The 25,999-nt window shown below is 64.2% G+C and carries 28 protein-coding genes and 1 riboswitch; of the genes, 24 read left to right on the top strand and 4 right to left on the bottom strand.

Annotated elements, in window-relative coordinates; all coding sequences use genetic code 11:
* Positions 1 to 6 precede the first annotated feature (6 nt).
* The 8 genes from fliG (at position 7) to RI444_RS04380 (ending at position 6,846) form a co-directional block, all read left to right on the top strand.
* Positions 7 to 972, top strand: coding sequence for a flagellar motor switch protein FliG (gene fliG / locus RI444_RS04345; RefSeq protein WP_242703271.1), 966 nt, complete (start codon positions 7 to 9; stop codon positions 970 to 972).
* Positions 962 to 1,561, top strand: a complete 600-nt coding sequence (locus RI444_RS04350; RefSeq protein WP_207605069.1) for a FliH/SctL family protein — start codon at positions 962 to 964, stop codon at positions 1,559 to 1,561. The genes fliG and RI444_RS04350 overlap by 11 nt, the downstream gene beginning before the upstream one ends.
* Complete coding sequence (locus RI444_RS04355; protein WP_207605068.1) at positions 1,558 to 2,871, top strand: FliI/YscN family ATPase; 1,314 nt, start codon at positions 1,558 to 1,560, stop codon at positions 2,869 to 2,871. Before RI444_RS04350 ends, RI444_RS04355 begins: the two co-directional genes overlap by 4 nt.
* Complete coding sequence (locus tag RI444_RS04360; protein ID WP_021473712.1) at positions 2,868 to 3,293, top strand: flagellar FliJ family protein; 426 nt, start codon at positions 2,868 to 2,870, stop codon at positions 3,291 to 3,293. The genes RI444_RS04355 and RI444_RS04360 overlap by 4 nt, the downstream gene beginning before the upstream one ends.
* Positions 3,290 to 3,913 (top strand): C40 family peptidase, encoded by a 624-nt coding sequence (locus RI444_RS04365; RefSeq protein ID WP_069696708.1) that lies wholly within the window; start codon positions 3,290 to 3,292, stop codon positions 3,911 to 3,913. The genes RI444_RS04360 and RI444_RS04365 overlap by 4 nt, the downstream gene beginning before the upstream one ends.
* A gap of 110 nt (positions 3,914 to 4,023) precedes the next feature.
* On the top strand, positions 4,024 to 5,193 hold the full coding sequence (locus tag RI444_RS04370; RefSeq protein WP_207605067.1) for a flagellar hook-length control protein FliK: 1,170 nt from the start codon (positions 4,024 to 4,026) through the stop codon (positions 5,191 to 5,193).
* Between the two features lie 18 nt (positions 5,194 to 5,211).
* On the top strand, positions 5,212 to 5,634 hold the full coding sequence (locus RI444_RS04375) for a flagellar hook assembly protein FlgD (RefSeq protein ID WP_242703142.1): 423 nt from the start codon (positions 5,212 to 5,214) through the stop codon (positions 5,632 to 5,634).
* A 39-nt stretch (positions 5,635 to 5,673) separates the two neighbouring features.
* Positions 5,674 to 6,846: a flagellar hook protein FlgE gene (locus tag RI444_RS04380; protein ID WP_062095363.1), complete on the top strand. Its 1,173-nt coding sequence runs from the start codon at positions 5,674 to 5,676 to the stop codon at positions 6,844 to 6,846.
* 102 nt (positions 6,847 to 6,948) lie between these two features.
* Here RI444_RS04380 and RI444_RS04385 read toward each other — a convergent pair whose 3' ends face one another.
* A complete protein-coding gene (locus RI444_RS04385; protein ID WP_207605066.1) occupies positions 6,949 to 8,223 on the bottom strand; it encodes a type II toxin-antitoxin system HipA family toxin in 1,275 nt (424 codons plus the stop codon).
* Positions 8,220 to 8,468, bottom strand: a complete 249-nt coding sequence (locus RI444_RS04390; RefSeq protein WP_021473706.1) for a helix-turn-helix transcriptional regulator — start codon at positions 8,466 to 8,468, stop codon at positions 8,220 to 8,222. The genes RI444_RS04385 and RI444_RS04390 overlap by 4 nt, the downstream gene beginning before the upstream one ends.
* A 207-nt stretch (positions 8,469 to 8,675) precedes the next feature.
* On the opposite strand from RI444_RS04390, the gene RI444_RS04395 reads away from it, so the two are divergent.
* From RI444_RS04395 to csrA, 13 genes are all read left to right on the top strand, one after another.
* On the top strand, positions 8,676 to 8,987 hold the full coding sequence (locus RI444_RS04395; RefSeq protein ID WP_021473705.1) for a flagellar FlbD family protein: 312 nt from the start codon (positions 8,676 to 8,678) through the stop codon (positions 8,985 to 8,987).
* 49 nt (positions 8,988 to 9,036) lie between these two features.
* The gene (locus tag RI444_RS04400; RefSeq protein ID WP_069696719.1) at positions 9,037 to 9,804 is read left to right on the top strand and encodes a motility protein A; all 768 of its coding nucleotides are present in this window, start codon (positions 9,037 to 9,039) and stop codon (positions 9,802 to 9,804) included.
* A gap of 41 nt (positions 9,805 to 9,845) precedes the next feature.
* Positions 9,846 to 10,619, top strand: coding sequence for a flagellar motor protein MotB (locus tag RI444_RS04405; RefSeq protein WP_021473703.1), 774 nt, complete (start codon positions 9,846 to 9,848; stop codon positions 10,617 to 10,619).
* A 66-nt stretch (positions 10,620 to 10,685) separates the two neighbouring features.
* A complete protein-coding gene (locus RI444_RS04410; RefSeq protein ID WP_031216915.1) occupies positions 10,686 to 11,570 on the top strand; it encodes a flagellar motor switch protein FliM in 885 nt (294 codons plus the stop codon).
* The gene (fliN, locus tag RI444_RS04415) at positions 11,567 to 12,274 is read left to right on the top strand and encodes a flagellar motor switch protein FliN (RefSeq protein ID WP_069696711.1); all 708 of its coding nucleotides are present in this window, start codon (positions 11,567 to 11,569) and stop codon (positions 12,272 to 12,274) included. The genes RI444_RS04410 and fliN overlap by 4 nt, the downstream gene beginning before the upstream one ends.
* Positions 12,275 to 12,778 (top strand): flagellar biosynthetic protein FliO, encoded by a 504-nt coding sequence (fliO, locus tag RI444_RS04420; RefSeq protein ID WP_062095369.1) that lies wholly within the window; start codon positions 12,275 to 12,277, stop codon positions 12,776 to 12,778.
* A gap of 98 nt (positions 12,779 to 12,876) precedes the next feature.
* Complete coding sequence (gene fliP, locus RI444_RS04425) at positions 12,877 to 13,635, top strand: flagellar type III secretion system pore protein FliP (RefSeq protein ID WP_079941265.1); 759 nt, start codon at positions 12,877 to 12,879, stop codon at positions 13,633 to 13,635.
* Positions 13,635 to 13,910 (top strand): flagellar biosynthesis protein FliQ, encoded by a 276-nt coding sequence (gene fliQ, locus RI444_RS04430; protein WP_021473698.1) that lies wholly within the window; start codon positions 13,635 to 13,637, stop codon positions 13,908 to 13,910. The genes fliP and fliQ overlap by 1 nt, the downstream gene beginning before the upstream one ends.
* A 1-nt stretch (position 13,911) precedes the next feature.
* Positions 13,912 to 14,670 (top strand): flagellar biosynthetic protein FliR, encoded by a 759-nt coding sequence (locus RI444_RS04435; RefSeq protein WP_207605065.1) that lies wholly within the window; start codon positions 13,912 to 13,914, stop codon positions 14,668 to 14,670.
* Positions 14,670 to 15,755: a flagellar biosynthesis protein FlhB gene (locus tag RI444_RS04440; protein WP_207605064.1), complete on the top strand. Its 1,086-nt coding sequence runs from the start codon at positions 14,670 to 14,672 to the stop codon at positions 15,753 to 15,755. Before RI444_RS04435 ends, RI444_RS04440 begins: the two co-directional genes overlap by 1 nt.
* On the top strand, positions 15,752 to 17,800 hold the full coding sequence (locus RI444_RS04445; protein WP_207605063.1) for a flagellar biosynthesis protein FlhA: 2,049 nt from the start codon (positions 15,752 to 15,754) through the stop codon (positions 17,798 to 17,800). Before RI444_RS04440 ends, RI444_RS04445 begins: the two co-directional genes overlap by 4 nt.
* The gene (locus tag RI444_RS04450; RefSeq protein ID WP_207605062.1) at positions 17,778 to 18,758 is read left to right on the top strand and encodes a hypothetical protein; all 981 of its coding nucleotides are present in this window, start codon (positions 17,778 to 17,780) and stop codon (positions 18,756 to 18,758) included. Before RI444_RS04445 ends, RI444_RS04450 begins: the two co-directional genes overlap by 23 nt.
* A gap of 4 nt (positions 18,759 to 18,762) precedes the next feature.
* Positions 18,763 to 19,005 carry a carbon storage regulator CsrA gene (gene csrA, locus RI444_RS04455; protein ID WP_021473693.1) on the top strand — a complete coding sequence of 81 codons (243 nt, stop codon included), beginning with the start codon at positions 18,763 to 18,765 and terminating at the stop codon, positions 19,003 to 19,005.
* A 50-nt stretch (positions 19,006 to 19,055) separates the two neighbouring features.
* On the opposite strand, the gene RI444_RS04460 is transcribed toward csrA, so the two are convergent.
* Positions 19,056 to 19,553: a flagellar protein FlgN gene (locus tag RI444_RS04460; RefSeq protein ID WP_139770648.1), complete on the bottom strand. Its 498-nt coding sequence runs from the start codon at positions 19,551 to 19,553 to the stop codon at positions 19,056 to 19,058.
* A gap of 224 nt (positions 19,554 to 19,777) precedes the next feature.
* On the opposite strand from RI444_RS04460, the gene RI444_RS04465 reads away from it, so the two are divergent.
* Complete coding sequence (locus tag RI444_RS04465; RefSeq protein WP_021473691.1) at positions 19,778 to 20,593, top strand: sigma-70 family RNA polymerase sigma factor; 816 nt, start codon at positions 19,778 to 19,780, stop codon at positions 20,591 to 20,593.
* 11 nt (positions 20,594 to 20,604) lie between these two features.
* On the opposite strand, the gene RI444_RS04470 is transcribed toward RI444_RS04465, so the two are convergent.
* Positions 20,605 to 22,158 carry an MFS transporter gene (locus RI444_RS04470; RefSeq protein WP_207605061.1) on the bottom strand — a complete coding sequence of 518 codons (1,554 nt, stop codon included), beginning with the start codon at positions 22,156 to 22,158 and terminating at the stop codon, positions 20,605 to 20,607.
* Positions 22,159 to 22,231: 73 nt separating this feature from the next.
* Here RI444_RS04470 and RI444_RS04475 point away from each other — a divergent pair, with 73 nt between their 5' ends.
* Both RI444_RS04475 and gcvP read left to right on the top strand, forming a co-directional pair.
* Positions 22,232 to 22,771 carry a TetR/AcrR family transcriptional regulator gene (locus tag RI444_RS04475; RefSeq protein ID WP_021473689.1) on the top strand — a complete coding sequence of 180 codons (540 nt, stop codon included), beginning with the start codon at positions 22,232 to 22,234 and terminating at the stop codon, positions 22,769 to 22,771.
* A 92-nt stretch (positions 22,772 to 22,863) separates the two neighbouring features.
* A riboswitch (glycine riboswitch) is annotated at positions 22,864 to 22,962 on the top strand.
* Between the two features lie 177 nt (positions 22,963 to 23,139).
* Entirely contained in the window at positions 23,140 to 25,986 is a 2,847-nt protein-coding gene (gene gcvP / locus RI444_RS04480) for an aminomethyl-transferring glycine dehydrogenase (protein WP_207605060.1), read from the top strand.
* The last annotated feature ends 13 nt before the right edge of the window (positions 25,987 to 25,999 follow it).

The raw sequence follows: 25,999 nt of genomic DNA on the forward strand, positions 1-25,999 counted from the left end.
GTCCTCATGCAGATGACCCCTGCCAGTGCCGCTGCAGTCATGGCCCAGTTTTCCGAATCCGAGGCAGAGGACATCGCCGCGGAAATTGTTCGTCTCCGCCGCGTTCCGTCCACCGTCGCAGATCACGTCATCAACGAGTTCCATGGACTGGCCGTCAGCGGCCGCTGTTCCGCCCGCGGGGGCCAGGAATTCGCCGTCGGACTTCTTGAAGCATCCTTCGGTGCCGACAAAGCCGCCGGCTTCATGGACCGACTCGCTTCAACCATGGCCGGAAAGTCCTTCGAATTCCTGGAAATGATGGACCCCGGGCAAATCCTTGCCCTGATCGACGGGGAATTGCCGCAAACCATCGCGTTGATCCTGGCCCATCTCCGGCCCGGCAAAGCCTCCGCTGTCATGTCCGGTTTGGAAGATGTCCAACGCATCGATGTGGCCCGGTGCATCGCGACCATGGGCTCGGCGTCTCCCGAAGCTGTCAGCATCGTCGCCGAAACACTCAAGGTCCGAGCCGGGGCGGTGATGTCCCAACGCAAATCCAATGAGGTCGTGGGCGGCATCCAGCCGCTGGTGGATATCATCAACCGTTCCGACGTCAGCACGGAGCGCTCGGTGTTGGACGGACTCGGCACTGTGGACCCGGACCTCGCCACCGAGGTTCGGGCGCGAATGCTCACGTTTGTGGACATCGTTAAACTGGAACCGCGCGATATCCAGCAAATTCTTCGCGGTGTCAGCGCCAGCGTCTTGGCCATCGCCATGAAGGGCGCCCCGCAGGTTGTCCTGGAAACCATCAGGGCCAACATGTCCGGCAGGAACCTGGAAATCCTCGAATCGGAAACGGCCGCATCAGGTCCTGTCCGTGCCTCGCAGGTGGAGGAAGCCCGCGCAGATATCGTCAGGTCCATCCGTGAGCTCGAAGCGGCGGGCGCTATTGTTGTCCGGCGCGGGGACGAGGACGACTTTGTCTACTGAGCCCTACACCCGCGTTACGTTCCCCGTCCTCCGCTCCGAGGCTCCCGCCACTGACCGCGGGTTCACCCAGGGCCACGCGGCCGGATACGCAGCGGGCATGCGCGCAGCGGCAGAAGAGCTACGCCGCTTGCGGGAAAAGCTGCTGGCTGAGCAGGCGGAAGGGCTCGACGCCGGCCGCTTGGCTGTTGCGCGTGCCGTCACCGTGCTGGAGGCAGCAGCTTCGGCCGCGCAGCGCCGCAGGGAGGCAACGGTTGCCGAGATCGAGGACGTGCTCGCCGCCACTGCCCTGGAGCTCGCCGAGGCCATTCTTGGCTACGAACTGGCGCACGGTGAACGGACGGCCCGGGCTGCAGTGGACCGGGCGCTCAAGCACTCCGAAGGAACCCTCACCACGGTTTGCCTGCACCCGGGAGACCTGGCCGCCTTGGAGGCTTCCGGCGTCGTGCTCCCCGCCGGTGTTGAGCTCAAGGCCGACGCCGCGCTCAACCCGGGCGACGCCGTCGCCGAACACCCTCAAGGGTGGATTGACGCGCGGTTGGGCTCAGCATTGGAGCGTGCCCGGCAGGCGTTGCTTGGAAGCCACGCATGAAGGGCCTCGCAGCCGCCGTGGCCGCCGCCGCTCCGCAACGGGTGGGCACCGTGACCTCCGTCCTCGGGCTGGGACTCGAGGTAGCGGGGCTGGATTGCGCGGTGGGCGAGTTGCTGACCGTGGGATCCGGCGCGGAAGCGCTCGACGCCGAGGTGGTGGCGTCGGTACTCGGGGGAGTGCGGTGCATGCCCCTGGGCCGGCTCACGGGTATTGCCGCGGGGGCGCCGGCACGCGCATCCGGACGTCCCGTGATGGTACCCACCGGGGCCGGTCTGTTCGGACGTGTGCTGGACGGGATGGGGCGGCCCCTTGATGGCAAGGGGCCGCTGGACTGTTCACACTTTGTGCCGCTGGACCAGGAAGCGCCGAACCCCATGCTCCGTGCGCGCATCGACACACCCCTTCAGACAGGGGTCCGGGTGCTGGACACCCTGACCACCCTCGGCCGGGGCCAGCGAATCGGCCTTTTTGCCGGCTCCGGGGTGGGCAAGTCCTCGCTGCTGTCCATGGTGGCCCGCGGCACCGACGCCCAAGTTTCCGTGATCGCGCTGGTGGGCGAACGTGGCCGCGAAGTACGCGAGTTCCTTGAGGACGATCTTGGTCCCGAAGGCTTGGCCAGATCCGTGGTGGTGGTTGCCACCTCGGACGAACCGGCCCTGATGCGCCTCCGCGCAGCCGTCACCGCAACACGGATCGCGGAGTCATTCCGTGAATCCGGACAGGACGTAGTCCTCATGATGGACTCCCTGACCCGTGTAGCCATGGCCCAACGCGAAATCGGCCTCTCCGCAGGTGAACCGCCCGCAACACGGGGCTACCCGCCGTCGACCTTTTCTGTTTTAGCCAGGCTCCTGGAACGGGCCGGAACCGCCGAAACCGGCTCCATCACGGGTATCTACACAGTCCTGGTGGACGGCGATGACCACAACGAACCCATTGCCGATGCCGCACGCTCCATCCTGGACGGGCACGTGGTCCTGGACCGGAAGCTCGCCGTGACAGGCCACTTTCCGTCCGTCGATGTTCTCGGATCCGTGTCCCGGGTGGCCTCGAAAGTAACAGACCCCGTCCATACCGCGTGCGCCGTGCAGTTGCGGAGGGTACTGGCTGCCCGCCGTGCAGCCCAGGACCTGATCGACGTCGGCGCATACCGCCGGGGGAGCAACCCGTTGGTGGACGCCGCCTTGGACAACGAGGCTGCCATCAACCAGTTCCTGCGCCAGGGCATGGGCGAGCCCTCCGCTATGGCCGAATCGTGGGCTTGGCTTTCCAGACTGTCCACCCGCTTTGACGTGGAAGGAGCCGCGTGAACCGACAGTTCTCCCTCGCAGGATTGCTGAGGCTGCGACAGGCCGAGCAAAAGACCGCCGAAACGGGGCTGGCTTCAGCCAATGCCCGTTCCTCCTCCGTCCGTGCCCGACGCGCCGAGGCCCGCGCCGCCCTCGCGGAGTCGGCCGGAACCGCCGGAGATTCCGCTACCTTGCTGGCCATCGCGGCTGCCCGGGCATCCTCGCAGAGCATGCTCGCAGAGCTTGATGCGTTGGCAGCCGTCGCCGCTGAGGAGGCCGCCGCCGCGCAGGCTGAGTACACAGAGGCGCGGCGCCGCGCGGTCGGCCTCGAGAAACTGGAGACCCGGCACGATGCAGCTTTCGCTGCATCCGAACTCCTCGCCGAACAGGGCGCCCTGGATGAGATTGCCTCAGCGGCATGGCACAGGAAGGCCGGCTCATGAGCATGGTTGAGGCGCTGGGCAGGATCCAGAGCATCGAAGCATCGCTGCAGCAGTTGGTTGAGCGGCCTGTTCCTGCCTCCTCTGGTCCGGTCACGCCCGTTTCTTCTTCCTCCTTCGCCTCGGCATTGAATTCGGCCCTGGGAACTGCCGACGCTTCCGCCCCTGCGGATATGTCCCGGATGCTCGCCGCCGTAGGTAGTACGACGTCGGCAACGGCCCCCGCCGCACCCGTTGCCACGGGCGGGGGAGCCACAGGGGACGCCGTGGTTGCTGCAGCCAAGAAGTACATCGGAGTGCCGTACGTGTGGGGAGGGACCAACCCGGCCGTCGGCATGGACTGCTCAGGATTCGTGCAGCGCGTGTTTAAGGACCTGGGTGTTGACTTGCCCCGCGTGGTGAGCGACCAAATGCACAAAGGCAGTCCCGTAGCCTCGCTCGCTGAAGCCAGGGCCGGGGATCTCCTGGTGAGCTATGGCGGCGAGCACATTTCCATCTATCTGGGCAATGGCAAGGCCATTGATGCTCCTGTGCCGGGCCAGACTATCCAGATCCGGGATGCGTGGGAGAAGTATTCCAACCTGACCTCCATCCGCCGGATTGTTCCGTCCGGGGGTGACTGATGCAGGTGGGGTTCCTTTTTTCGGGCAGCCCGTCCGGAGTTGTTAGGCCGGGTGGTGCTTCCGGTTCTGCGCAGGAGGGGTCGTCGGTTTCCGTGCAGGAGGGGCCGCCGTTGGCCCTTGGTTCCGTTGTTGCAGGGGGTTCGTCGGTGGCAATGAGCCTCCCCGCTGCCGAAGGAGCGGGAGGTCCGGGGGCTTTTGGCGACATCCTCGAGCGGTTGCTCGGCCCCGCCGATGCGGACGGTACGGAGTTGTCCGACGACGGATCCGTGGCTTCGGCTCAGGACCTGCAAGCCCGATTCGTGGGTTCGCTGCGTAGTGTGCCGGGCGCACGGCACACCCCGCAGCGAGGCATCGAAGTGGAGGGAACTCCTGCGCCAGAGGCAGCTTTGTCCGGAGTAGGCGTCGCCCCTGGCCCGGTCCGTTTAGACGACTCCCAGCGTATTAGACGGTTCCTGCCGTCCAGTGGGCAGCGATCCGTCGAAGCAGGGAGTTCTGCGGTGATTCCTGTGCCGCATGCCGCTTCGTCGTCAGGGCTGGGAGTGGGCGGTGGGGTACCCGTTGCTTCGGTGGAGGGTAGGCCGGCGGGGAGTCACGGCGAGATGCGGGACATGGCCCGATTCGTGGGTTCGCTGCGCAGTGTGCCGAGCGCACGGCATGACCCGCAGCGAGGCATCGAATCGGAGGGAGTTCCAGGGCAGGCAGCGACCGCGACGCCCGCCGCCGTCGTTCATCACGCGCAGGTGCAGCCGCAGGCGCAACCCGCCCAGCTCCAACCGGCGCCGACCCAATCCGCAACCCCGCACCAAGCAACGAACCAGCCCCTTGCGCACCAGCTCACCCAACCCCTGTTCACGCTGGCCACGGCCAAGCCAGGCGAGCACGTCATGACGCTGAGGGTGTCGCCGGAGGACCTGGGCCCGCTGACTGTGCGGGCGCACATCGACGGCGGGGGTGTGAGGATCGAACTGTTCGCCGCGGGTGATGCGGGACGTGAAGCTGTGCGCCACGTGCTCCCTGAGCTGAGGCGGGGGCTGGAGGAGATGGGAGCGAGCCTGAGCCTGTCGTCGGATGACAGCCCCCAGACGGACCGCCGTCCCCACGACAACTCCCAGGGGCAACATCATCCCCATGACAACCCCCGCCATGTCCCGACCGGTGAAGGGCCAGCCAGTGGAAATACAGAACTCCGGGCTCCGGTCCCGCAGGGCCCACGAGAGCCGGCCCTGGATGCTTCCCGCAATCGTGGACCACTACAAACCCGCCTCGACGTCCTCGTCTGACGTGAAGGAGAGAACAGCGTGACCATCCAAGCCATACCCGGCGCGGCCCAAGCCAGCCCAAGCCAAACCGTACGCAAGCCCGTCCAGACCATGGATTCCGAGGTCTTCATGCAACTGCTCGTGACGCAGTTGAGGTATCAGGATCCCAGCGCGCCCATGGACACCAACCAGATGATGAGCCAGTCGGTGCAGCTGTCCATGATGGAGAAAATGACGGAACTTACTGCCGGTTCCAAGGAGAGCTTCTCGTTGCAGATGCGCACGGCTGCTGCCCAGATCATCGGAACCACCGTGGATTACGCGCTCGCCGACGGAACCAAGGGCTCCGGCACGGCCACGTCCGTGTCCTTTGCCGAGGGCATCCCACTGGTCAGCATCGGCGACAGGAAAGTCCCGCTGGACAGCATCACAGGCATTACCACCGGACCATCAGCCGCGTAAGCGCACACAACAAACAGACCACCGAAGAAAGGCAACACCATGCTCCGTTCGCTGTACTCCGGAATTTCCGGCCTCCGTGCCCACCAGACCATGCTCGACGTCACCGGCAACAACATCGCCAACGTCAACACCACGGGGTTCAAGTCTTCCTCGGCCCAGTTCCAGGACACCCTTTCACAGATGGCCCAGGGCGCGGCTGCTCCACAGGGGGACAGCGGTGGCTCCAATCCTGCCCAGGTGGGGCTCGGCGTCAGGGTTGCCGGCGTAAGCACCAACTTCGGCCAGGGTTCATCGCAGAGCACCGGCCGCGGCACCGACCTGATGATTTCGGGCGAGGGTTTCTTCGTCACGGAGAAAGGGACCCGGCAGTTCTACACGCGTGCGGGCAACTTCCAGCTCGACGCCGGGGGCCGCTTGGTGAGTCCCGACGGCGGCATCCTCCAAGGCTGGTCCGCCACCAACGGAGCGGTGAACCTGGGCGCTGCCACGGGGCCCATTACCCTGGCTCCGAACGCTACCGCTGCGGCTGTGGCAACAACCCGCGCAGCGCTTGCTGGAAACCTGCCATCTGATGCAGCCGTGGGTACCGCTGTGGAGCGCCAGATCAGGGTGTTCGACGGCAACGGGGCAGAACGGGCGCTCAACATCACCTTCAGCCGCACGAACACCGGGTGGAGCGTAGCCGGAGCGGACGCCAACGGAGCCAACGGCTCGGGCGCGCTCACGTTCGCGAATGGAACACTGACCTCGGGCGGAACACTCAACGTTGGCGGGATTACCGTGGACCTTGGCGCCGTCACCGGCTTCGCTCAGATGGACACGGTCACCGTCACCGGCCAGAACGGTGCCGAAGCGGGAAAGCTGGAGTCCTTCACCCTGGCCGCTGACGGCTCTGTGGTGGGCGCGTTCAGCAACGGCAGCACCCAGGTCCTCGCCCAGGTGGCCCTTGCCAAGTTCACCAATGCCGAGGGCCTGGAGAAGGCCGGCGGCTCAACGTACGTCGCAACGGCCAACTCGGGGGCTGCACAGCTCGGCGTCCCGGGTGATGCGGGACTGGGTTCGCTGAGCTCCGGTTCCCTCGAGATGTCCAACGTGGATCTGTCCCAGGAATTCACCAACCTGATCGTGGCCCAGCGCGGCTTCCAAGCGAATGCCCGCATCATCACCACCTCGGATGAGGTCCTGCAGGAACTGGGCAACCTCAAGCGCTGATTGCCCGGAGACGTCTCCTGAAGAAGAGAGAGGCCGCCCGGGCTGCAAAGACCATCGGAGCCCGGGCCGTCCCTTTAGCATCGGCTGCTTCGCCGGCATACGTCAGGGGGTGACCGGCGCTTGGCCGGCAATGGCGCGGCGGGCCGTTCCGCCGTTTAGCAAGTCACCGGCTCGTGCTGTAACGAGTTCTCCCAGGAACCCGATCTCTTCCCGGGCGGGCACCGTGGCAGCAGCTCTTTCGACCGACTCCAGCACGGCGATCGCCGTCGCCTGCGCATCTCCCGCCTCCATGCCCCACGCCACACCTTCGCGTACCACATGCTCCAACGTGAGGTAGTTGAGCCTGGACTGACCACCCACAACGTGGCCCGCGTTATTGCTCGGGGCATAGAGGAGCAAAGTGGGGGCAAGGTCGTACAGCGGGGCCAGCTCCAGTTCGCCTCCATCCCTGATGAGCATCGAATAGTTCTTGGAGTGCGCGTCCCCATTGCCGATTACGAGATTGAAAGTAACGGACCGCAGCAGCGTGCGCCGGAATTCCCGGTCGTCGCGGGTGTGCGGTCCCGCAGCCTTCGCGAGCTGGGTCAGTCGGGACGGCGGTGCGGTGGAGGTTTCGTACTTGGAGGTGCTGGCCAGGGCCAACGCCTGGGCGAAATCTTCCTGGTGCAGCCGATCGCCGTCCGGAGTGCGGTCGTACCGGGTTACGACGATTGCCTCGCGGGATCCGAACATCTCCACATGAGCCTTTGCGGCCGGCAAGCCCGCCGCAGCCGCAACATTCAAAGCCCAGTCCTCGGCGGCTATCAGATGCGGAACAGGGGAATCCAGCGGTTCCGGCTTGATGATGTGGGTGGATACGGTCCCGCGGGCCGGCCATGCCCAGCCGTTCCTGCGCCGGCTCAGCAGCACCTTGGACTGAATACCTCCCAGCGAAGCGGTGATCGCGAAGTCTTCGGGCAGGTCCCAGGTAGGCAGTGCCTCAACGACGCGGACGACCTCATCGGCGGACATCAGTTGGGAGTCAACGGGGGCGTCCGGGGTCATACCCGATGGGAGTGCTTGGACTGCACCGGCGCAATCGGCACCCAGAATGGTGAGCAGCCCTAGGGCGTCCGGGGTCGACAATCCGTTCTCCGCAGCGAGATGCGAACGGACCTGCCCCTCCGGCAAGAGCCCGTCAAAGTAGTTGTATACCGCGGGCCCGTCGATCTTCTTGCGGTCTATCGGCAGCGACAATGAAAGCAGAATAGAGGCGGCGCCGTACTCGGCAATGACGTCCGGATCGTAGCGGAATGACATCCTCAGGCCAGACCCGGTGAGGACGCCGATGTGCCTTCCGTGCAGGAATACTTCCAGGCTCGTGTTCCGCGGGCTCACGGCTTAACCTGCAGCTTCGAGAACCGGGGGACCAAAGCGACATCGCGGCCCAGTACGCGGATGGCTTCCATAGCGAGGACGACCGAGACTGCTTCGCCGTGCTCAAGCCTCACAATGGTGCGCCGCGCAGTTCCCAGACGATCCGCAAGCTCCTGCTGGGTAATGCCCGCCTCCCTTCGGGCACCGCTGATAGCCCGCCCCAGCGAGGCGGCATCAACGGCCCGGTAAAACGGAGTTTGCGACATATATTGATCATACGCACCAAGTCCCTTATTTGCGCCAGATATGGCACATTTTTCAAAGAGGCGCGATTGTGCCAAATATGGCACACGCCGGACCGCGTCCGTCCTTCATCCAACAGACAGGGCAGGTTTAGGTGGGACCCCTAACGCCACGCCGGTCCCGGCCGACAGTAGGAGGTACAACCACCTCAAGCCAAAGCAGAACAGCACATGATCGTCGTGACCCGCCTCAACGGCACCCGCTTCGCCGTGAATCCGGACATTCTTGAACGGATCCACGAGAGTCCGGACACCCATTTGGTGACTCTCGACGGCGCCGCCTACGTTGTGCGGGAATCGCTGGTCGAAGTGGTGGAGCTGATCGCGGAATACCGGGCGACCGTGCTGCGCCGGGCGCAGGACCTTCCGCGGGTGACGGGCTACCCGTTGAGCCTGGTGCCGCCGCCCAAAGCGGACGAAGCGGACGAGTCGGACGAAGCAGAAGAACCGGAACACCCCAACCACCCCCGAAACGGAAGGTAGCCCCGTGACTATCATCGGCCTGCTGCTAGCCTTTGCCTCAGTGGTGGTCATGGTCACCTTGGAGCACGCAAACCTGACGTCATTGCTCCTTCCCGCACCCATGGTTCTGGTCTTTGGCGCGACCATCGCCGTGGGCCTGGCAGGCAATACGCTCCCCGATGTCATCAGCTCGTTCAAGCAGGTGCCCAAAGTCTTCATGGGCAAGCCGGCCAAGGCCAGTGCGAGCATCGACGAGCTGGTCCGGTTGGCGGAGAAAGCCCGGAGCGACGGCTTGCTGTCCTTAGAGGAAGAAGCCAACAACGCCAAGGATCCGTTCCTGGCCCGTTCCCTCCAGAACATCGCCGACGGAACGGACGCCGATGAGCTTCGGTTCCTCATGGAGGACGAAATCGATACCCGGATGCGCGCGGACCATGTGGCCTCCAAGTTCTTCGCTGCCTTGGGCGGATACGCACCTACGATCGGCATCATCGGCACTGTGGTCTCGCTGACCCACGTGCTGGAGAACCTGTCCTCCCCGGACCATCTGGGTCCAATGATCGCCGCGGCCTTCGTTGCCACCCTCTGGGGCCTGCTGTCGGCGAACTTCATCTGGCTCCCGATCAGCGCCAAGCTCAAACGTCTCTCTGAGCTGGAAGTGGAACGGATGAACCTCGTGATGGAGGGCTTGCTCGCAGTACAAAGCGGGACCCAGCCGTTGCTCCTGGCGGAGCGGCTGCGGGCCATGGTCCCGGCCGATCCCAAGGCCAAGAACGCCAGGAACAAGGCGGACGACGGCGGCAGGACCGGCAAGCTGACGACGTCCAGGGCCGCATGAGGTCCCGCAGGAAACGCGGTGCTCAGCCTGAAGAGCATCATGTGGACGAACGCTGGATGGCCTCCTACATGGACATGGTCACAGTACTCATGTGTATGTTCATCGTGCTCTTCGCCATGTCATCGGTAGACCAGATCAAATTCGAGAAGCTCCGCAATTCGCTGGCCACGGGTTTCGGAACCGAGATCAGCCAGAAGGTGGATACCGCCAGTGGAGTGGTGGTGCCGGGCGAATTGGCCACGGCCAACGGTGAAGGTTTCTCACCCCTTGACCTGGCCACGGAGGAAGTCAATAAGCTCACTGCCCTGCAGGGCGCCATGCAGAACCAGCTGCAAGCGCAAGGCCTGGACCAGAATGTGGAGTTCGTGGTGGGGGAGCGGGGCCTGACCGTGAAGCTGGTTGGTTCCCAGACCTTCTTCCAACCTGACATGCCGGACCTCACCCCCAAAGCGCTGAAGATCCTCAACGCCATCGCTCCCACCGTGGTTGGCTCAGGCCTTGAGGTGATGGTTGAGGGCCACGCAGCCAAGGGCTATACCGCTTACGCTTCGACGTGGGAACTGTCCGCAGCAAGGTCGGTCAACGTCTTGAGGTACTTCGTGGACCAATCCGGTATGCCGCCCGGCCGGATAGGTGCCGTGGCCTTTGGCGCCGCCCGGCAGGTCACGGATGATTCCACGGAGGAACTGATGGAACTCAACCGGCGGGTGGACGTAGTGCTGGTTTCCGACCGGCCGGAAGACATCCGTTCCCTCATTCCGCAGGCAATCGAAGCCCAAACCCAGGACACCGCTGCTGCGGCCAAGGCGAAGTAGCCAACGCCGGATAACGGAGAGTAAAACAGCCTTACGCCCGCTTCATCTTGGTCGATAGTCCCGTCCGTGGGAGAACAGGAAGGCCGCCGGCGCACCGTGGACGTCTATGACTTCCGCCGGCCTACCACCTTGCCGCGCCAGCACAGCCGTGTCCTGGAAGTTGCCTTCGAAACCTTCGCCCGGCAATGGGGCACGCAGCTCACCGCGAAAGTCCGGCTGAAGTCCACGGCGACACTTGAACAGTTGAGCATGCAGAGCTACGACGAATACTCTGCTTCCTTGCCTTCGGTGACGTCGATGATCCTGTGCCGGATCGAGGACTGCGAGTCCAGGCTGGTGGTCCAGTTCCCCGCCACGGCGGCGCTGTCCTGGCTCAGCCGGATGCTGGGGGGATCAGCAGATACCGCCGTGCCGGAACGCAAGTTCACGCAGATTGAGCACTCGTTGATCAGCCGCATGGTGGAGGAAGTCCTTGAGGACCTGAAGTACTCCCTGGGCAACCTGTTGACACAGTCCGTCACCATGGACGGGATCCAATACAACTCCCAGTTCGCCCAGGCCGCTGCGCCCTCTGAGCTGATGGTGGTGGCCGCCTTCAGTGTGAACGTGGGTGAGACCCAGTGTGCTGCAACTCTGGCCATTCCGGCCGATGTCCTGCTCAGCGGATTGGGAGAGGTCAACCCAACAGTCCATAGCGTGGACAACGAAGCCCTTGTCAGGACACAGTTGGCCCAAGTACCCGTTGAGGTGGCTGTCCAACTAACCCCCGCCCAGGTGACGCCGGCGCAGATCCTGGCACTCGGCGTCGGGGACGTCCTTCCGTTGCCCCACCTGGAGAACCGGCCGTTTGACGTCACCATCAACGGCACCCGGCTGGCCACAGCCGCCGCCGCACGGAACGGTTCGAGGGCCGCCGCCGTCATTGTCACTACCGAGGAGCACCAGCGATGAGCATCACCCTTACCGTGCAGGAAGCGGCAGCCGAACGCCTGGCACAGCACCTTCCAGCGTCCTCACTGCTGACGGTTGCCGGGATCGTCCCCGCGGAGTCCGCGGCACCTTATGCCTCTCCGGCTGTCACTGCCACATTTGTAGGTGCGTCGACGACTGACTTCGCCCTGCTGCTGGTGGACACCTCGTTTCTCGCCGCTGCCGGCGGTGCCTCCACCGGGGCGCCCTTCTCCGCAAGTGACGTCCTTCGTCCCGCCTTGGAGCAGGCTGCATCTGCGTTCGACGCCGGGGTGTTGGGGGAGTTGCGCGAGGAAGATGCAACAGGACTGCTGCAGGACCCTGCGACGGTTGTTTTTGAACTTCACGACGGCACAGTGCCTTTCGGATGGTTCGCTGTCCGGGTGCGGAACAATGACTCCGGGCCTTCCCGCAACGGCCGCGATTCCGATCTCACGGCCCGGCTTGGCCTCATCAGCAGCGTGGAGATGGCGTTGACGGTGGAGATCGGCCGTACTCGAATGTCCGTCCGCGACGCCTTGGCACTTGAACCGGGGAAAGTCATTGAACTCGACCGTTCGGCCGGTGCCCCCGCTGACGTACTGCTGAACGGACGCCTGATAGCCCACGGCGAAGTTGTGGTGGTGGACCAGGACTACGCCGTGCGCATCACCCGTGTCCTGGACGGGGCAGAGGGAACGTTGTAAATGGATTCCTTCCTCCTCGGGCTGCGCGTCGTCGTTGCCCTCGGCGCCGTGCTGGCCGCAATCTGGCTACTCCAGCGCCGACTCGGCAAAGGCAAGGGACGTCGTCGTGCCGATTCCACGCTGAGCGTGGTGAGTCGCCAGGCCGTGGGGCAGAAGGCCTCCGTGGTGGTGGTCGATGCCGGTGACAAGCGCTTTCTGCTGGGTGTCACGGAGCACAATGTCACGGTCCTGCACAGCAGTGACGCACCGGTGCTTGCAGCTGAGGTGATGGATTCGGTGCCCCGGCCGATGGTTGAGGAACAGAGTTTCGCTCAGTTGTTCCGGCAGGCATCCGGGGAACAGGTGCCCCGCACTGAACTGGTCACCGGGCAGGTTCCCGTGGTCCGGCGTCGGGCGGACCTGCACCGGCGGGCGGCCACCCCGGCGCACCCCCTGCACGGCTCCATCCTTTCCGCTTCCACGTGGCGCCAGGCCTCCGATGCCTTCAGGGGACGCCGCAATTGATTCGTTCCGCTGGTTCCGGCTTGCCGGGACTGCCCTCCTCCCGGCTGTACCGGGTGTGGTTCGTAGCGCTGTGGGCCCTTCTGCTCACGGCGGTCTTGATGTGGGCTGGAACCGCTGTTGGCCATGCCTCGCCGATCGATCCCACGCCGCCCACACCACCGACGCCTCCGGCAGCCCCGGGGTCCGGAGGCAATGTGAGCATCGACATCAATGGTTTGGACGGGACCCCGTCCACGGCTGTAGTGACCTTGATCGGGATCACGTTGCTGTCCGTGGCGCCTGCCTTGCTGCTCATGATGACCTCGTTCACAAAGATCTTCGTTGTGCTGGCGATGACCCGCAACGCCCTGTCCCTCCCGGCCATCCCGCCCAACCAAGTCCTCGCCGGCCTGGCACTCTTCCTGTCGTTGTTCGTGATGTGGCCTGTGGTGTCGGACATCAACACCGTGGCGGTGCAGCCCTACTTGAACGGCGGGCTCGACTTCAACGGCGCAATGTCCGCCGGCTGGACTCCGTTGCAGCACTTCATGCTCGCCCATACCCGTGAGGAAGATATCGCGCTCATGACGCGCGCGGCCGGAATGGATAACCCGGAGAACCCGGAATCCGTCCCTCTGCAGACTTTGGTGCCGGCCTTCATGGTTTCCGAACTCCGGGCGGCGTTCATCATTGGCTTCGTGATCTTCATACCGTTCCTGGTCATCGACCTCGTGGTGTCCGCCGCACTGATGTCCATGGGCATGATGATGCTCCCGCCGGTGATGATTTCCTTGCCGTTCAAGATCCTGCTGTTTGTCCTGGTTGATGGTTGGGGCCTGGTGATCACGTCCCTGATCCAGAGTTATTCGGGCGGCTGATGGATACCAACGCAGTCCTGGACATTTGCCTGCAGGCCATGATGGTCGCAGCCAAACTGGCAGCTCCCACCCTTCTCACTGCCTTGGTGGTTGGCCTGGGCATTTCCCTGTTGCAGTCCATCACGCAGCTTCAGGAGCCCACACTGAGCTTCGTCCCCAAGGCCGTTGCCGTAGCCATAGCGCTGGCGGTGTGCGGGCACTGGATGATCTCGGAAATGGTCACGTTCACCAATGAACTCTTCCTGCGCATCCCCGGATTGATCGGTGGCGCGTGAGGTGGACATTCCCATCGACCAGTCATGGATCCAGGTTCTCTTGTTGGCCTCGGTCCGCATGACGGCCTTCCTGGTGGTGGCACCACCCTTTGCGCATCATGCCATTCCGGCGAGGATCAAAGCCATGCTGGGTATCGGCCTTGGCCTGGCATTGTCCCAGCGGCTGTCCGCGGACGCCGTGCCCAAGGACACCGCGGGATTCATCACCGGCGTCGTCCTGGAACTGGCAACGGGCCTGGTGCTGGGGTTCCTGGTGATGGCTGTGTTCGCGGCGATCCAGTCGGCCGGCAGCCTGATCGATCTCTTCAGCGGGTTCCAGATGGCGCAGGCCTTCGATCCCCAGATGATGGTCAACGGCGCCCAGTTCACGCGCTTGTTCCAGATGGCGGCACTCGCGCTGCTCTTCGCCTCGGACGGCTATCAGCTGGTGATCGGGGGCCTGACGGGCAGCTTCAGTGCCTTGCCCCTCGCCGGCGGCCTGGACCTCAGCAAACCCGTGGATGCCATGGTGGGCGCTGTCACCGGCATGTTCATCTCCGCGGTCCAAATAGCCGGTCCGCTGCTGGTGGTTTTGGTGCTGGCCGACGTCGGACTCGGTCTCCTCACGCGCGTGGCCCCGGCCCTGAATGCATTTTCCCTGGGCTTCCCCCTCAAGATCTTCATCACTCTGGCTTTGGCAGGCTTCCTTTTCCTTGCCCTGCCTCGCCTGGTCGCTTCCCTGGCCGAGTTGGCCGCACGGACAGTCCTGGGGGTGGGCTAGTGGCGGACTCACAGGAAAAGACCGAACAAGCCACGGACAAACGTATGCGTGAGGTCCGTGAAAAGGGCCAGCTCTCCAGATCCCAGGACCTCATGGCCTGGCTGGCGGTGGGCGGTGCCGCCGCAATGCTTCCGGCCACCATCGACCATGCCTCCAACGCGGCCGTGGACCAACTCTTCACGGTCAAGGGCATCATCAACCATCCGGATCCCGCCAAAGCTGTGGCGGCCTTGGAGGACGGGCTCGCCTCTCTGGCGGGAATCCTGGGACCACTGTTCCTGGTGGTTACCGTGGTGGTGCTGGCAGGGTCTGCCTTGCAGGGCGGTATCCGCTTCAAGAAGTTCCGGCCCGAGTTCGAACACTTCAACCTGCTGGCCGGTTTCAAGAGGATGTTCGGTGCCCAGGCGCTGTGGGGCGGGGCCAAAGCACTACTGAAGACCGCCGTCGTGGGTCTTGTCCTCTACACCGTGATCCAAGGCTTGATGCCCGTTCTCCTCACCGCCGGGGGCTTGCCTGTGGCCGGTGTGCTCGCGGCCGCCGCAGGGGGCGTCGGGACGCTCATCCAGTTCGCGGTCGCGGCCGGGCTCGTGTTGGCAGCCGCCGACATGTTCGTCGTGATGCGCCGCAACCGGAAGAAAACCCGGATGTCCAAAAAGGAAGTCCTTGACGAGAACAAGAACACCGACGGAGATCCGCTGGTCAAGTCACACCGGCGTTCGCGCCAGCTGAGCATGAGCCGGAACCGCATGATCGCCGCGATCGGGGATGCCGACGTCGTGTTGGTCAACCCGACGCACGTGGCAGTCGCGTTGAAGTACGACGCCGGCAAATCGGCACCTCGCGTCGTGGCGAAGGGGGCAGGGGTCATAGCGGCCCGCATCAGGGAGGAGGCCGAGGGCAAAGGGGTGCCCATGGTCCAGGACATTCCCTTGGCCCGTGCCTTGCATTCGGCGTGTGAGCTGGGGCAGGAGATCCCCGTGGAGCTGTACCGCTCGGTGGCCGCTGTCCTGGCTTTCGTCATGTCCCTCAAGACGCGCGGCGCTGCCCGTGGAATCCATCGCATGAAGGAAGGTTTGCTGTCATGAAGAACAGCAAGTTCGCCCGGCTGTCGGTCCCGGTGGGCATCGTGGGGATTGTCCTGCTTCTGGTGGTCCCGCTGCCTGCTCCGCTGCTCGACTTCCTGATTGTCTGCAACATCCTGCTGGCACTCCTGATCCTGCTCACCAGCATGTTCGTGAAGAAACCCCTGGACTTCTCCGTGTTCCCGTCGCTGCTGCTGGTGGCCACGCTGTTCCGGCTGGGACTCAATGTGGCGTCCACCCGGTTGGTGCTGGGACAAGGCTTTGCCGGGCAGGTGATCGAGGCGTTCGGCAAGGTCACGGTGGGCGGTTCCTTGATCATCGGTGCCGTGGTGTTCCTGATCCTGGTGGTCATCCAGTTCGTGGTGGTCACCAAGGGTGCCGAGCGCGTGGCCGAAGTGGGCGCACGCTTCACCCTCGACGCCATGCCGGGTAAGCAAATGGCCATCGACGCCGACCTCAATGCCGGACTCATCACGGACGCCGAAGCCCGGAAGCGCCGCGCCGAAGTCTCTGCCGAAGCCGACTTCTACGGCGCCATGGACGGTGCCTCAAAGTTCGTCAAAGGCGACGCGATCGCGGGCATCATCATTATCATCATCAACTTTGTGGGCGGCATCGCGATCGGCGTGCTGCAGCGCGGCATGGACGCCGTTGACGCCCTGAACACGTATGGCCTGCTGACCATGGGCGACGGCTTGGTCACCCAGATCCCGGCCCTCCTCATGGCCGTCTCCACAGGCATGATCGTCACCCGGTCCAATGCCGAGGAGGACATGGGCCGCACCGCATCCTCGCAGCTCATGCAGTCACCCAATGCGCTGTTGATCGCAGGCCTTGCAGCGGCAAGCATGGCGTTGATTCCAGGGATGCCTGTCCTGCCCTTCCTTGTGGTGGGTGCCTTGTTGGTGATCGCGTCGCGACGCGTGGCAGCGCAGCAAAAAGCTGCTGCCGCGGCGGAGGCAGCAGGCAACGCCGCGGTGGCCCCGGAGGAAGATCCAAACGAGCGGCTCATGGAAGACATGCGGGTCCACCCGGTGGAGATTCTGTTGGCTCCGGACCTGGTGGACATCGTTTCCGGAGCTTCCGACGACCTCCTTGCGAGGGTGAGGTCGCTTCGGCAAAAGATCGCCATGGAGCTGGGCTTGGTTGTCCCGCCCGTCCGCACCAGGGATGCCATGGATCTCCCGCCCTCCACCTATGCCATCCGCATCGCCGGTGTCGAGGCCGGAAGGGGAGTGGCGCCGTCGGGCAAGCTCCTGGCCCTGGGCGAGTTCCTGGACGCCCTCCCGGGTACGGCCACCGTGGAACCTGTCTTCGGTTTGAACGGCAAATGGGTGCCCACGGAAATGCGCCACAGCGCAGAAATGACAGGCGCCACGGTGATCGACAGGGTGTCTGTCCTGGTGACGCATTTGTCCTCGATCATCACCGCCAACGCAGCAAGGCTCCTCACTCGCGAAGACGTTCGCGTCCTCACCGAGGGAGTCCGCAAGCAGAGCCCTTCCGCAGTGGAGGAGCTTACTCCCGGGTTGCTGACGCTCGCAGAGATCCAACGCGTCCTTGAGGGCCTCCTCGAGGAGCAGGTCCCCATCAACGACCTCCCGCGCATCTACGAGGCACTGTCCTTGCGGGCGAAGGTATCTACGGACCCGGAAGCCCTTATTGAATCGGCGCGGCAAGCTCTGGGGCCTGTCCTGGCCGACAAGTATTTGGACGGCGACGTTCTTCCGGTGGTGATGATCGATCCCCTGCTGGAGCAGTCGATGCTTGAGGACATGCGCCCGGGCGAGGGCGGTACACAGATCGTGATGGGCCAAGCCAAGCTCGATTCTGTGCTCTCCTCACTTAAATCCGCGGTAGAGGGAGCCGCGGCCACGGGACGTCAAGCGGTCCTCGTTTGCGCCCCCGCCCTGCGACCCGCGATCCGACGGCTTGTGGCCGCTCCCGACGGCGGTGTCCCCGTCTTGTCGTACCGCGAAGTGTCATCGGCCAACATACGCATAGAAACAGTGGGGGTGGTTCGCCATGCCGAAGCGCTACAAGCTTAGGGGAGCGTCCCTCGACGCTATCCGCGAGAAGGCGCTGACGCAGTATGGTCCGCAGGCCCGGATTGTGGCTGCCGAGAAGGTCATCAATCCAGGCATCGTGGGCCTGTTCGCAGCTGCCCGGTTTGAAGCGACGGTAGAGGTGGGCGAAGCGGCTGGCATTGCCCCAGCGGCCCTGGCATCCGGTCCTGCCGCTCCACGCGCCTCAACCGGAAAGACCGCCGCGAACCCGATTGCCGGCCACGATTTGCAGGGTCCTGCCATTGCCGCACTGCTGGAGCGGGCCGACGCAGCGGAGCGGGAGATGCACCGGCCCGATCCCGTTTCGACGGCCTCACCCGATTTCGCCGGGCTGCTGGAACACCTGGGCAAGGAACTTGAGGCGGCTCCGGCTCTGCACACGGTGCCTGAGCCGCCACTACCGCCGTCGGACGCTCCGAACGAAAAGGTTCCTGCGCCGCTGGAGGGTAACGGCAACGTGATCCTCCTTGTGGGCCTCGGTGACGACGCCTTGGGGCCGGCCCTGGAAATGTCGATCGCCGCCGGAGGCTCGGACGTCCGTACCGCCGGAGAGCTGACAGCGTTCGGCCACCTGCATGTCTCAGGCCGTCAAAGCGCGATGGCTGCGCGCGCCCAGGCAGTACTGACCGGCCAGAACGTGGTGGTCGCCTACGGGCTGGGTAAGGCATCAGACATTCCGGAGCAGGCGCACGCCATCGCCGGCCTGTCCGCCGACCAGGTATGGGTGGTGGCCGACGCACGCCGGAAAGAAGGGGACACGGCCGCGTGGGTGCGTGCCCTGCAAACACTGCTCTCAACGGAACCGGTTGGTGTCTCCGCACTGGCCGTCATCGGTGCATCGGAAACTGCCAGCCCGGAAACCGTGGACGGGCTGGGTATCCCGGTGGGCTGGGTGGATGGCAAACCGGCACGAAGGACCTCGCTCGGAAAGGTACATTGAAAGCATGCTGGTACTGACGCGCAAACCGGGCGAGAAGATCATGATTGGTGACGATATTGTCATTACCGTCATGGAGGGCCGCGGTGACGGGGTGCGGATCGGAATTGAAGCCCCGCGGGGTGTTTCCATCCAGCGCAGCGAAGTAGTTGAGGCGATCGCCGCCGCAAACCTCGCAGCCGCCCAAGCCGGCCCCGACGCCGAGGAACTCCTGGCGAACCTCCGCCCGCCGGCCCCCACCAACAACTGATCCTCTCTCACATCCCGTCGGGTTTTCGTCAGGTCCTCTTTCACATCCCGTCAGGTGGTGCCGAGGAAATCACGCAAAGAGGGGAGTGCGGCGCTGGTCACCGCCGCACGCGCACGTTGAACGTTGACGTCCAGGGTCATTATGGCGAGATCGTCCGGCTCAGCGTCCGCGGGTTCCCGCTCCTGCTCGAGCGCGGAGAGGTTATCAGCTGCCACGGCATCTATGGATTCCAAGAGAATAACCAATGCGCGGTGGTGTTCTTTCAATAGATCAGGCCAAATTCCGGCCGGCGCCATTCCTGCCAGTGAAGGCAACGAAGTCTGATCCGGCGCTTTCCATTCCGCGGCCAGGGCAGCCGCTTCCACGCCGCGGGCCAATGACTCGAAGCGTAGGCTTTCCACCACTTTTTCGAGCTCGGACGCGGTGTATTCGAGGCGGTGCCAGTTGCCTGCCCGCAGATGCAGGAGTTGCGTTTCGAGGAGGAAAAGCAAGAAATCGAGTTGCCTTCTCTCCCGCCACAACGTTGCCGATAGCTCGTCCGCCCCCACGGTTCCTCAATCCTTATTTGCCCGGCGGAAAGCAGGTTTCAGCAGGGTTTTGAATTTCTTGTGTCGAGCGTACACGTTTAGGGGTTTGCAGGTGGTATGTTCACTGAACACGTACCTGAGACAAAGTCCCACTGCGGCGCTGTGATTGGTCTCCAAGCGCCGTCCGGAATGCGGATCAAGGGCATGGCAAACTCAATATTCCGGTCTCATGGGGGGACTATCTTTTGAATCGCGAACAGCGCAACGAGCTGGTGTTGCAACACCTCCCGCTCGTTGGTTACTTGGTCTCTGACCTTTGTGCGCGCGCATCTCATTTGTCGCGCGATGATTTTGCCTCGGTTGGTTCCCTCGCCCTCATCAGTTCGGCAGATTCCTTTGACCCGGACCTGGGTGTTCCTTTCGGGGCTTTCGCACGCCGTCGAATCATTGGGGCTTTCGCGGACGAAATGCGCGCGGGAGACTGGGCTACCCGTTCGGCCCGCAAGCGCATCAAGGAAACCCTCGCCGTCCAGGAAACCCTTACGGGTGTGCTGGGACGCGGTCCGAGCGTTGCCGAGATGGCCTCTGCCCTTGGCGTCGAGCGCAGCCACGTCGAGGCGGCCTTGGCCGATGCAGCCAGAACCCTGACGTCGCTGGATGAGGTCGTGGTGGATACCGTGGCATCGGTAGCTCCGTCACCGGAGAACTCCGTGCTCGCCGACGAGCGCATCAAGTACCTCCGGGCCGCCGTCGATGCCTTGCCTGAGAAGATGCGGTTCGTCATCAGGGAGATCTACTTGGCAGGCCGTTCGGTCAAAGACCTCGCAGAGGAACTGGGCTCCACCCACGCGGCAGTTTCGCAGCAGCGGGCCGAAGGCATCCGGCTTTTGCGCGACGGCCTGGCCGCCCACTATTCAGATAACCCGGACCGGGCATTTGAACCTGAGTCCCGGATCACCGCCCGGCGTCGGAACGATTACCTTTCCGCCCTCGCCACGGCCACTACCGGCGGAATCACCCGGAGCCTGGGATTGGGTTCAACCCTCAACCAAGCCGTCTAGAAAGCACCGGACTACTGCGCCTTCGGCACCCGGCGAAGTACGACGGCGGCAAGCACTGCCGCTCCGGCCATCAGTACCAGCCCGATCGCCGCGGTGACGTGCACTCCGGATTCGAAGGCCACCCCTGCGGCCGCAGTCAGTGCCTCGGACAAGGGCGCGGGCAGTGCGGCCGCCGCATCAACCGCTCCGGCCAAGGTTTCCCCTGACTGGCCCGCAGCGGCAGCGGATACGCCGTCCGGTATCACCAGGTTGTGCTGGTAGGACGCGGTCAGGATGGAGCCCAGGACGGCGGTGCCCAGGAGCGATCCCAGTTCGTAGCCTGTTTCCGAGATGGCGGATGCCGCGCCGGACTTGTCCGCCGGGACCGAGCCCAGGATGAGGTCGTTGGAGATGGTCTCCGCAGCACCCACACCAACTGCCAACACCGTCAGTGCTGAGAGCAGGAACACCGGGCCGCTTCCGTGATCGCCCACGACAACCGCCAGGTACCCCACTGCGTTGAGGACCAGGCCGCCCGCCACCACGAAGCCGGGGCGGATCCGCTTCACCAGCGGCACCACTACCAGCCCTGCCACGATGGTGGCCAAGAGGGCCGGGATCATGGCAATACCGGCCTCCATGGGCGACTGGCCTTCGATGAGTTGCAGGTGCTGGGCGAAGAAGTAGATGAACCCGGTCATGGAGAACAGGGACAGCACGTTGGCGACGATGGCCGTGCTGAACACTTTGTTGCTGAAGAGGCGCACGTCCAGCATGGGGCTGGCCAACTGCTGCTGCCGCCGCACGAAGAGCACGCCCAGTACCGCGCCGAAGAGCATGAAGAAAGCCGCGGTTGGCCCGAAGCCGTGCACGGCGAATTCCTTGATGCCGTAGACGAACGGAGCCATGGTGAGGACGGACAGGACGATGCTTGGTACGTCCACCCGGCCAGGGTTGGCGTCCTTCGACTCCGGAATGAGGATCCTGCCGAACGCAAGCAGGGGCAGGAGCAGGAACGCTGCCACCAGGAAGACAGCTCCCCACCAGAAGTGCTCCACCAGCCAGCCCCCAAAGATGGGACCGAGGGCTGCGCCGCCCGAGAACCCGGCTGCCCAGACGGCGATGGCGAGGCGGCGCCGGTTCGGATCGGTGAAGATGTTCCTGATCAGGGACAGTGTTGAGGGCATCAGCATGGCGCCGAAGACTCCAAGGGCTGCGCGGCCGGCTATCAGCCATTCAGCCGAGGGCGCGAACGCCGTAGCAGCCGACACCGCAGCGAAGCCTGTGCTGCCGGCCAGAAGCAGCCGCCGTCGTCCTATCCTGTCGCCGAGGTTGCCCATGGATACCAGCAATGCAGCCAGGACCAGCGGGTACGCGTCAACGATCCACAGAAGCTGGATGCCCCCGACTTCCAATGAGCGGGCGATCTCCGGTAGAGCGAAGGTGAGGGCGGTGTTGTCCACGGCCACCAGGAGAACCGGAAACATGAGCAGGGCAAGGGCCGTCCAGTCGCGCCATGCTGCCGTCCTGCCGTGGAGGCGACAGGTGGAAGTGCGGGGAGCTTTGGTTGCGGACGACGAAAACATGAATATTACTGTACCGTCCAGACGGTATAGTTTCAAAAGAGCTCAACACGCCTGTTTAGGGAATGATGGACACATGCCGCGAAAACCAGTTGCCAAGGATGCCGTCCTGGATGCCTTCGAGGCGCTCCTGATCGAGGTGGGGGAGCGGGCAGCAACGCTCGACGCCGTCGCGAAGCGCGCCGGAGTCTCCAAGGGAGGGCTCCTCTATCACTTCCCCAACAAGGAGGCCCTCATCAGCGCTTTGCTGGAACGCCTCGACCGATTGGCGGAGGAAGACACCGAACAAATGATCGCGGCCCCGGACGGCGCAGCTGCGTACTTCATCCGGTCTTCAGTGTGGGCCGGTACGCCCATGGACCGGGCTTTTGTGGCGACCACCCGCTTGGCAGAGGTAGCCCACGAGGAGACGCGGAGGAGGTTTGCCGCCATCCAACAACGCTGGCTCGACGTGCTCGCCGAGGACGTTGGGCCGGAAGTCGCCAAAGCCGTCAGCTACATGGGTGACGGACTCTATTTCAACGCCATGTTCGAAGGCGGGCAGGCGGGCGGCAGCGCCGGGCGGGAGGCCGACGTCGGGATCCTTCTCGAGGTTCTGGAGCGACTGCGCAAGTAGCGCTCCGCCTATTTGCCGCGACGCCGGGCACGTAGGACAATTAACAATTGTGGTGCGCCTTGCAGCGGGCCGCGAACAACTGCATAAGCCTATGATCTGCGGCGGGAGAGTCCTGCAAAGCACGTGACGCAGGCGCCGTAGGAGCAAATCCTCCCCAGGAATCTCTCAGGCCCACGCACCGCCGCGGCTAGGCAACTCTGGAAAGCAGCAGGCAATCCGCCGTCAGCGGTGACGATTGTTGTGTTCACCGACGGTGCAAGCGGCGTTGCGCAGGCAACCCGCGGAAACTCTCAGGTCCAATACAGAGCGGGGAGGAACCCGAGCCACTGCGGCGTACCCAAGCGCCGCCCAACTAATGGAGTTCCTTCGTGACGGTTAGTTCAGCCTCCACCGCCTTCGTCGATCGGCACATCGGTGCCCGCCGCCAGGCCGACATCGGCACCATGCTCAAGTCAGTCGGTTACGACTCCGTGGATTCCCTCGTGGACACCGCGGTTCCCAACGACATCCGCCAGGACGTTGCCCTGACGCTGCAGAACGCGCTGAGCGAGGTGGAGGTCCTTGCTGAACTCCGCAAGCTTGCTTCCAAGAACAAGACTGCTGTCCAGATGATCGGCCAGGGCTACTACGACACCATCACGCCGCCGGTTATCCGCCGCAACATTCTCGAGTCGCCGGCCTGGTACACCGCCTACACGCCCTACCAGCCGGAAATTTCCCAGGGCCGCCTCGAAGCGCTGCTGAACTTCCAGACCATGGTGCAGGACCTCGTTGGCCTGCCGATCGCCAATGCTTCGCTCCTTGACGAAGCCACCGCAGTCGCTGAAGCCGTGCTGATGATGCGCCGTGCCAACAAGAACAAAGCCGTCCAGGATGGCAAGACCGTCCTCGACGCAGACTGCCTGCCGCAGACCATCGCGATCGTGAAGGGCCGCGCTGAGGCGCTCGGCTTCGAGGTGGAGGTTGCGGACCTCTCCGCGGGACTGCCCGACGGCGACATCAACGGCGTCGTCCTCCAGCAGCCCGGCGTCTCCGGCCGTGTCTTCGACCACTCCGCCGTCATCGCCGAGGCGAAAGAGCGGGGCGCGCTGGTGACGGTTGCTGCCGACCTTCTTTCCCTCACGCTCATCACCCCTCCGGGTGAACAGGGTGCGGACATCGCCGTCGGCTCCGCCCAGCGACTGGGTGTTCCGCTGTTCTTCGGCGGCCCGCACGCCGCTTACATGGCAGTTCAGAAGGGGCTGGAGCGTTCCATGCCCGGCCGTCTGGTGGGCGTTTCCAAGGACGACGCCGGTGTCCCCGCCTACCGCTTGGCGCTGCAGACCCGCGAGCAGCACATCCGCCGCGAAAAGGCCACGTCCAACATCTGCACGGCGCAGGCTCTCCTGGCCATCGTCGCCTCGATGTATGCCGTCTACCACGGCCCCGAAGGCCTGAAGGCCATCGCCGAGACCGCCCACCACCACGCGCGCACCCTTGCGGCCTCACTGAAGGCTGCCGGCGTCGAGGTCCTGCACGGGTCCTTCTTCGACACCATCACGGTTCGCGTTCCGGGCCGCGGCGCCGAGCTCGTCGCTGCTGCCGAAGAGCGTGGCATCAACCTGCGTGGAATCGACGGGGACACCGTGGGTATCTCCGTGGATGAGACAACAACAACTGACATCGTCGGCAGTGTCCTTGAAGTTTTCGGTGCCTCCGCGGTTGAGTCCGCAGAGGGCTTTGCGCTGGAGGCTTCCGTTGAGCGCTCCAGTGAGTACCTGCAGCACCCCGTGTTCAACACCCACCGCTCCGAAACGCAGCTCCTGCGCTACATCCGCAAGCTCTCCGATCGCGACCTCGCGCTGGACCGGACCATGATTCCGCTGGGTTCGTGCACCATGAAGCTGAACGCCACGGCGGAGATGGAAGCCATTTCCTGGCCCGAGTTCGCCTCCATCCACCCCTTCGCTCCTGATTCCCAGACCGAGGGCTGGCGTGAACTCATCGCCGACCTCGAAGCCCAGCTGACCGAGATCACGGGCTACGACCAGGTCTCCATCCAGCCGAACGCCGGGTCCCAGGGCGAGCTGGCCGGGCTCCTCGCCATCCGCGGCTACCACCACTCCCGCGGAGACCAGCAGCGGAACGTCTGCCTCATCCCCGCCTCGGCACACGGCACCAACGCAGCGTCCGCCGTGCTCGCCGGCATGAAGGTTGTTGTTGTAGCCACTGCAGCTGACGGAACCATCGACCACGAGGATCTCAAGGCCAAGATCGAGGCCAACCGCGAAGTTCTCTCGGCCATCATGATCACCTACCCCTCTACCCACGGTGTCTACGACGCCGACGTGCGGGAAGTCTGCGACGCTGTCCACGAAGCCGGTGGCCAGGTCTACATCGACGGTGCAAACCTCAATGCACTGGTCGGTTTGGCGCAGCCGGGCAAGTTCGGCGGCGACGTGTCCCACCTGAACCTGCACAAGACCTTCTGCATCCCGCACGGCGGTGGCGGACCCGGCGTCGGCCCCGTTGCCGCGAAGGCCCACCTGGCCCCGTTCATGCCCGGCAACGCCGCATCATGGACCGAAGGCAATGACGTTCCGATTTCGGCATCGCGCTTTGGTTCGGCCGGCGTGCTCCCCATCTCCTGGGCTTACGTGAAGCTCATGGGCGGGCAGGGCCTTACCGAAGCAACCAAGTCCGCACTGCTGGCTGCCAACTACATCGCAGCCCGCCTCAACGACTACTTCCCGGTGCTCTACACAGGCGAAGCAGGCTTGGTCGCCCACGAGTGCATCCTGGACCTCCGCGAGCTGACGGCCAAGACCGGGGTTACGGCCGAGGACGTGGCCAAGCGCCTCATCGACTTCGGCTTCCACGCACCCACCCTGGCGTTCCCGGTGGCCGGCACCCTCATGGTTGAGCCCACCGAATCCGAGGACATAATGGAGATCGACCGCTTCATCGAAGCCATGATCACCATCCGCAAGGAAATCGATCAGGTAGCACATGGCGACTTCTCCGTGCAGGATTCCCCGCTTCGCCGGGCACCCCACACGGCAGCCGCCGTCGTAAGCTCCGATTGGGACCGCGCCTACCCGCGTGAGCAGGCCGCCTTCCCCGTCCACCACTTGAAGCAGGACAAGTACTTCCCGCCGGTGGGCCGCATCGATGGCGCAGCAGGCGACCGCAACCTCGTTTGTTCATGCCCTCCGATCGAAGACTTCGAGAACTAAGGGGATCCGGAAA

Source organism: Paenarthrobacter sp. AT5 (assembly GCF_032764245.1).
Taxonomy (GTDB): domain Bacteria; phylum Actinomycetota; class Actinomycetes; order Actinomycetales; family Micrococcaceae; genus Arthrobacter; species Arthrobacter ureafaciens.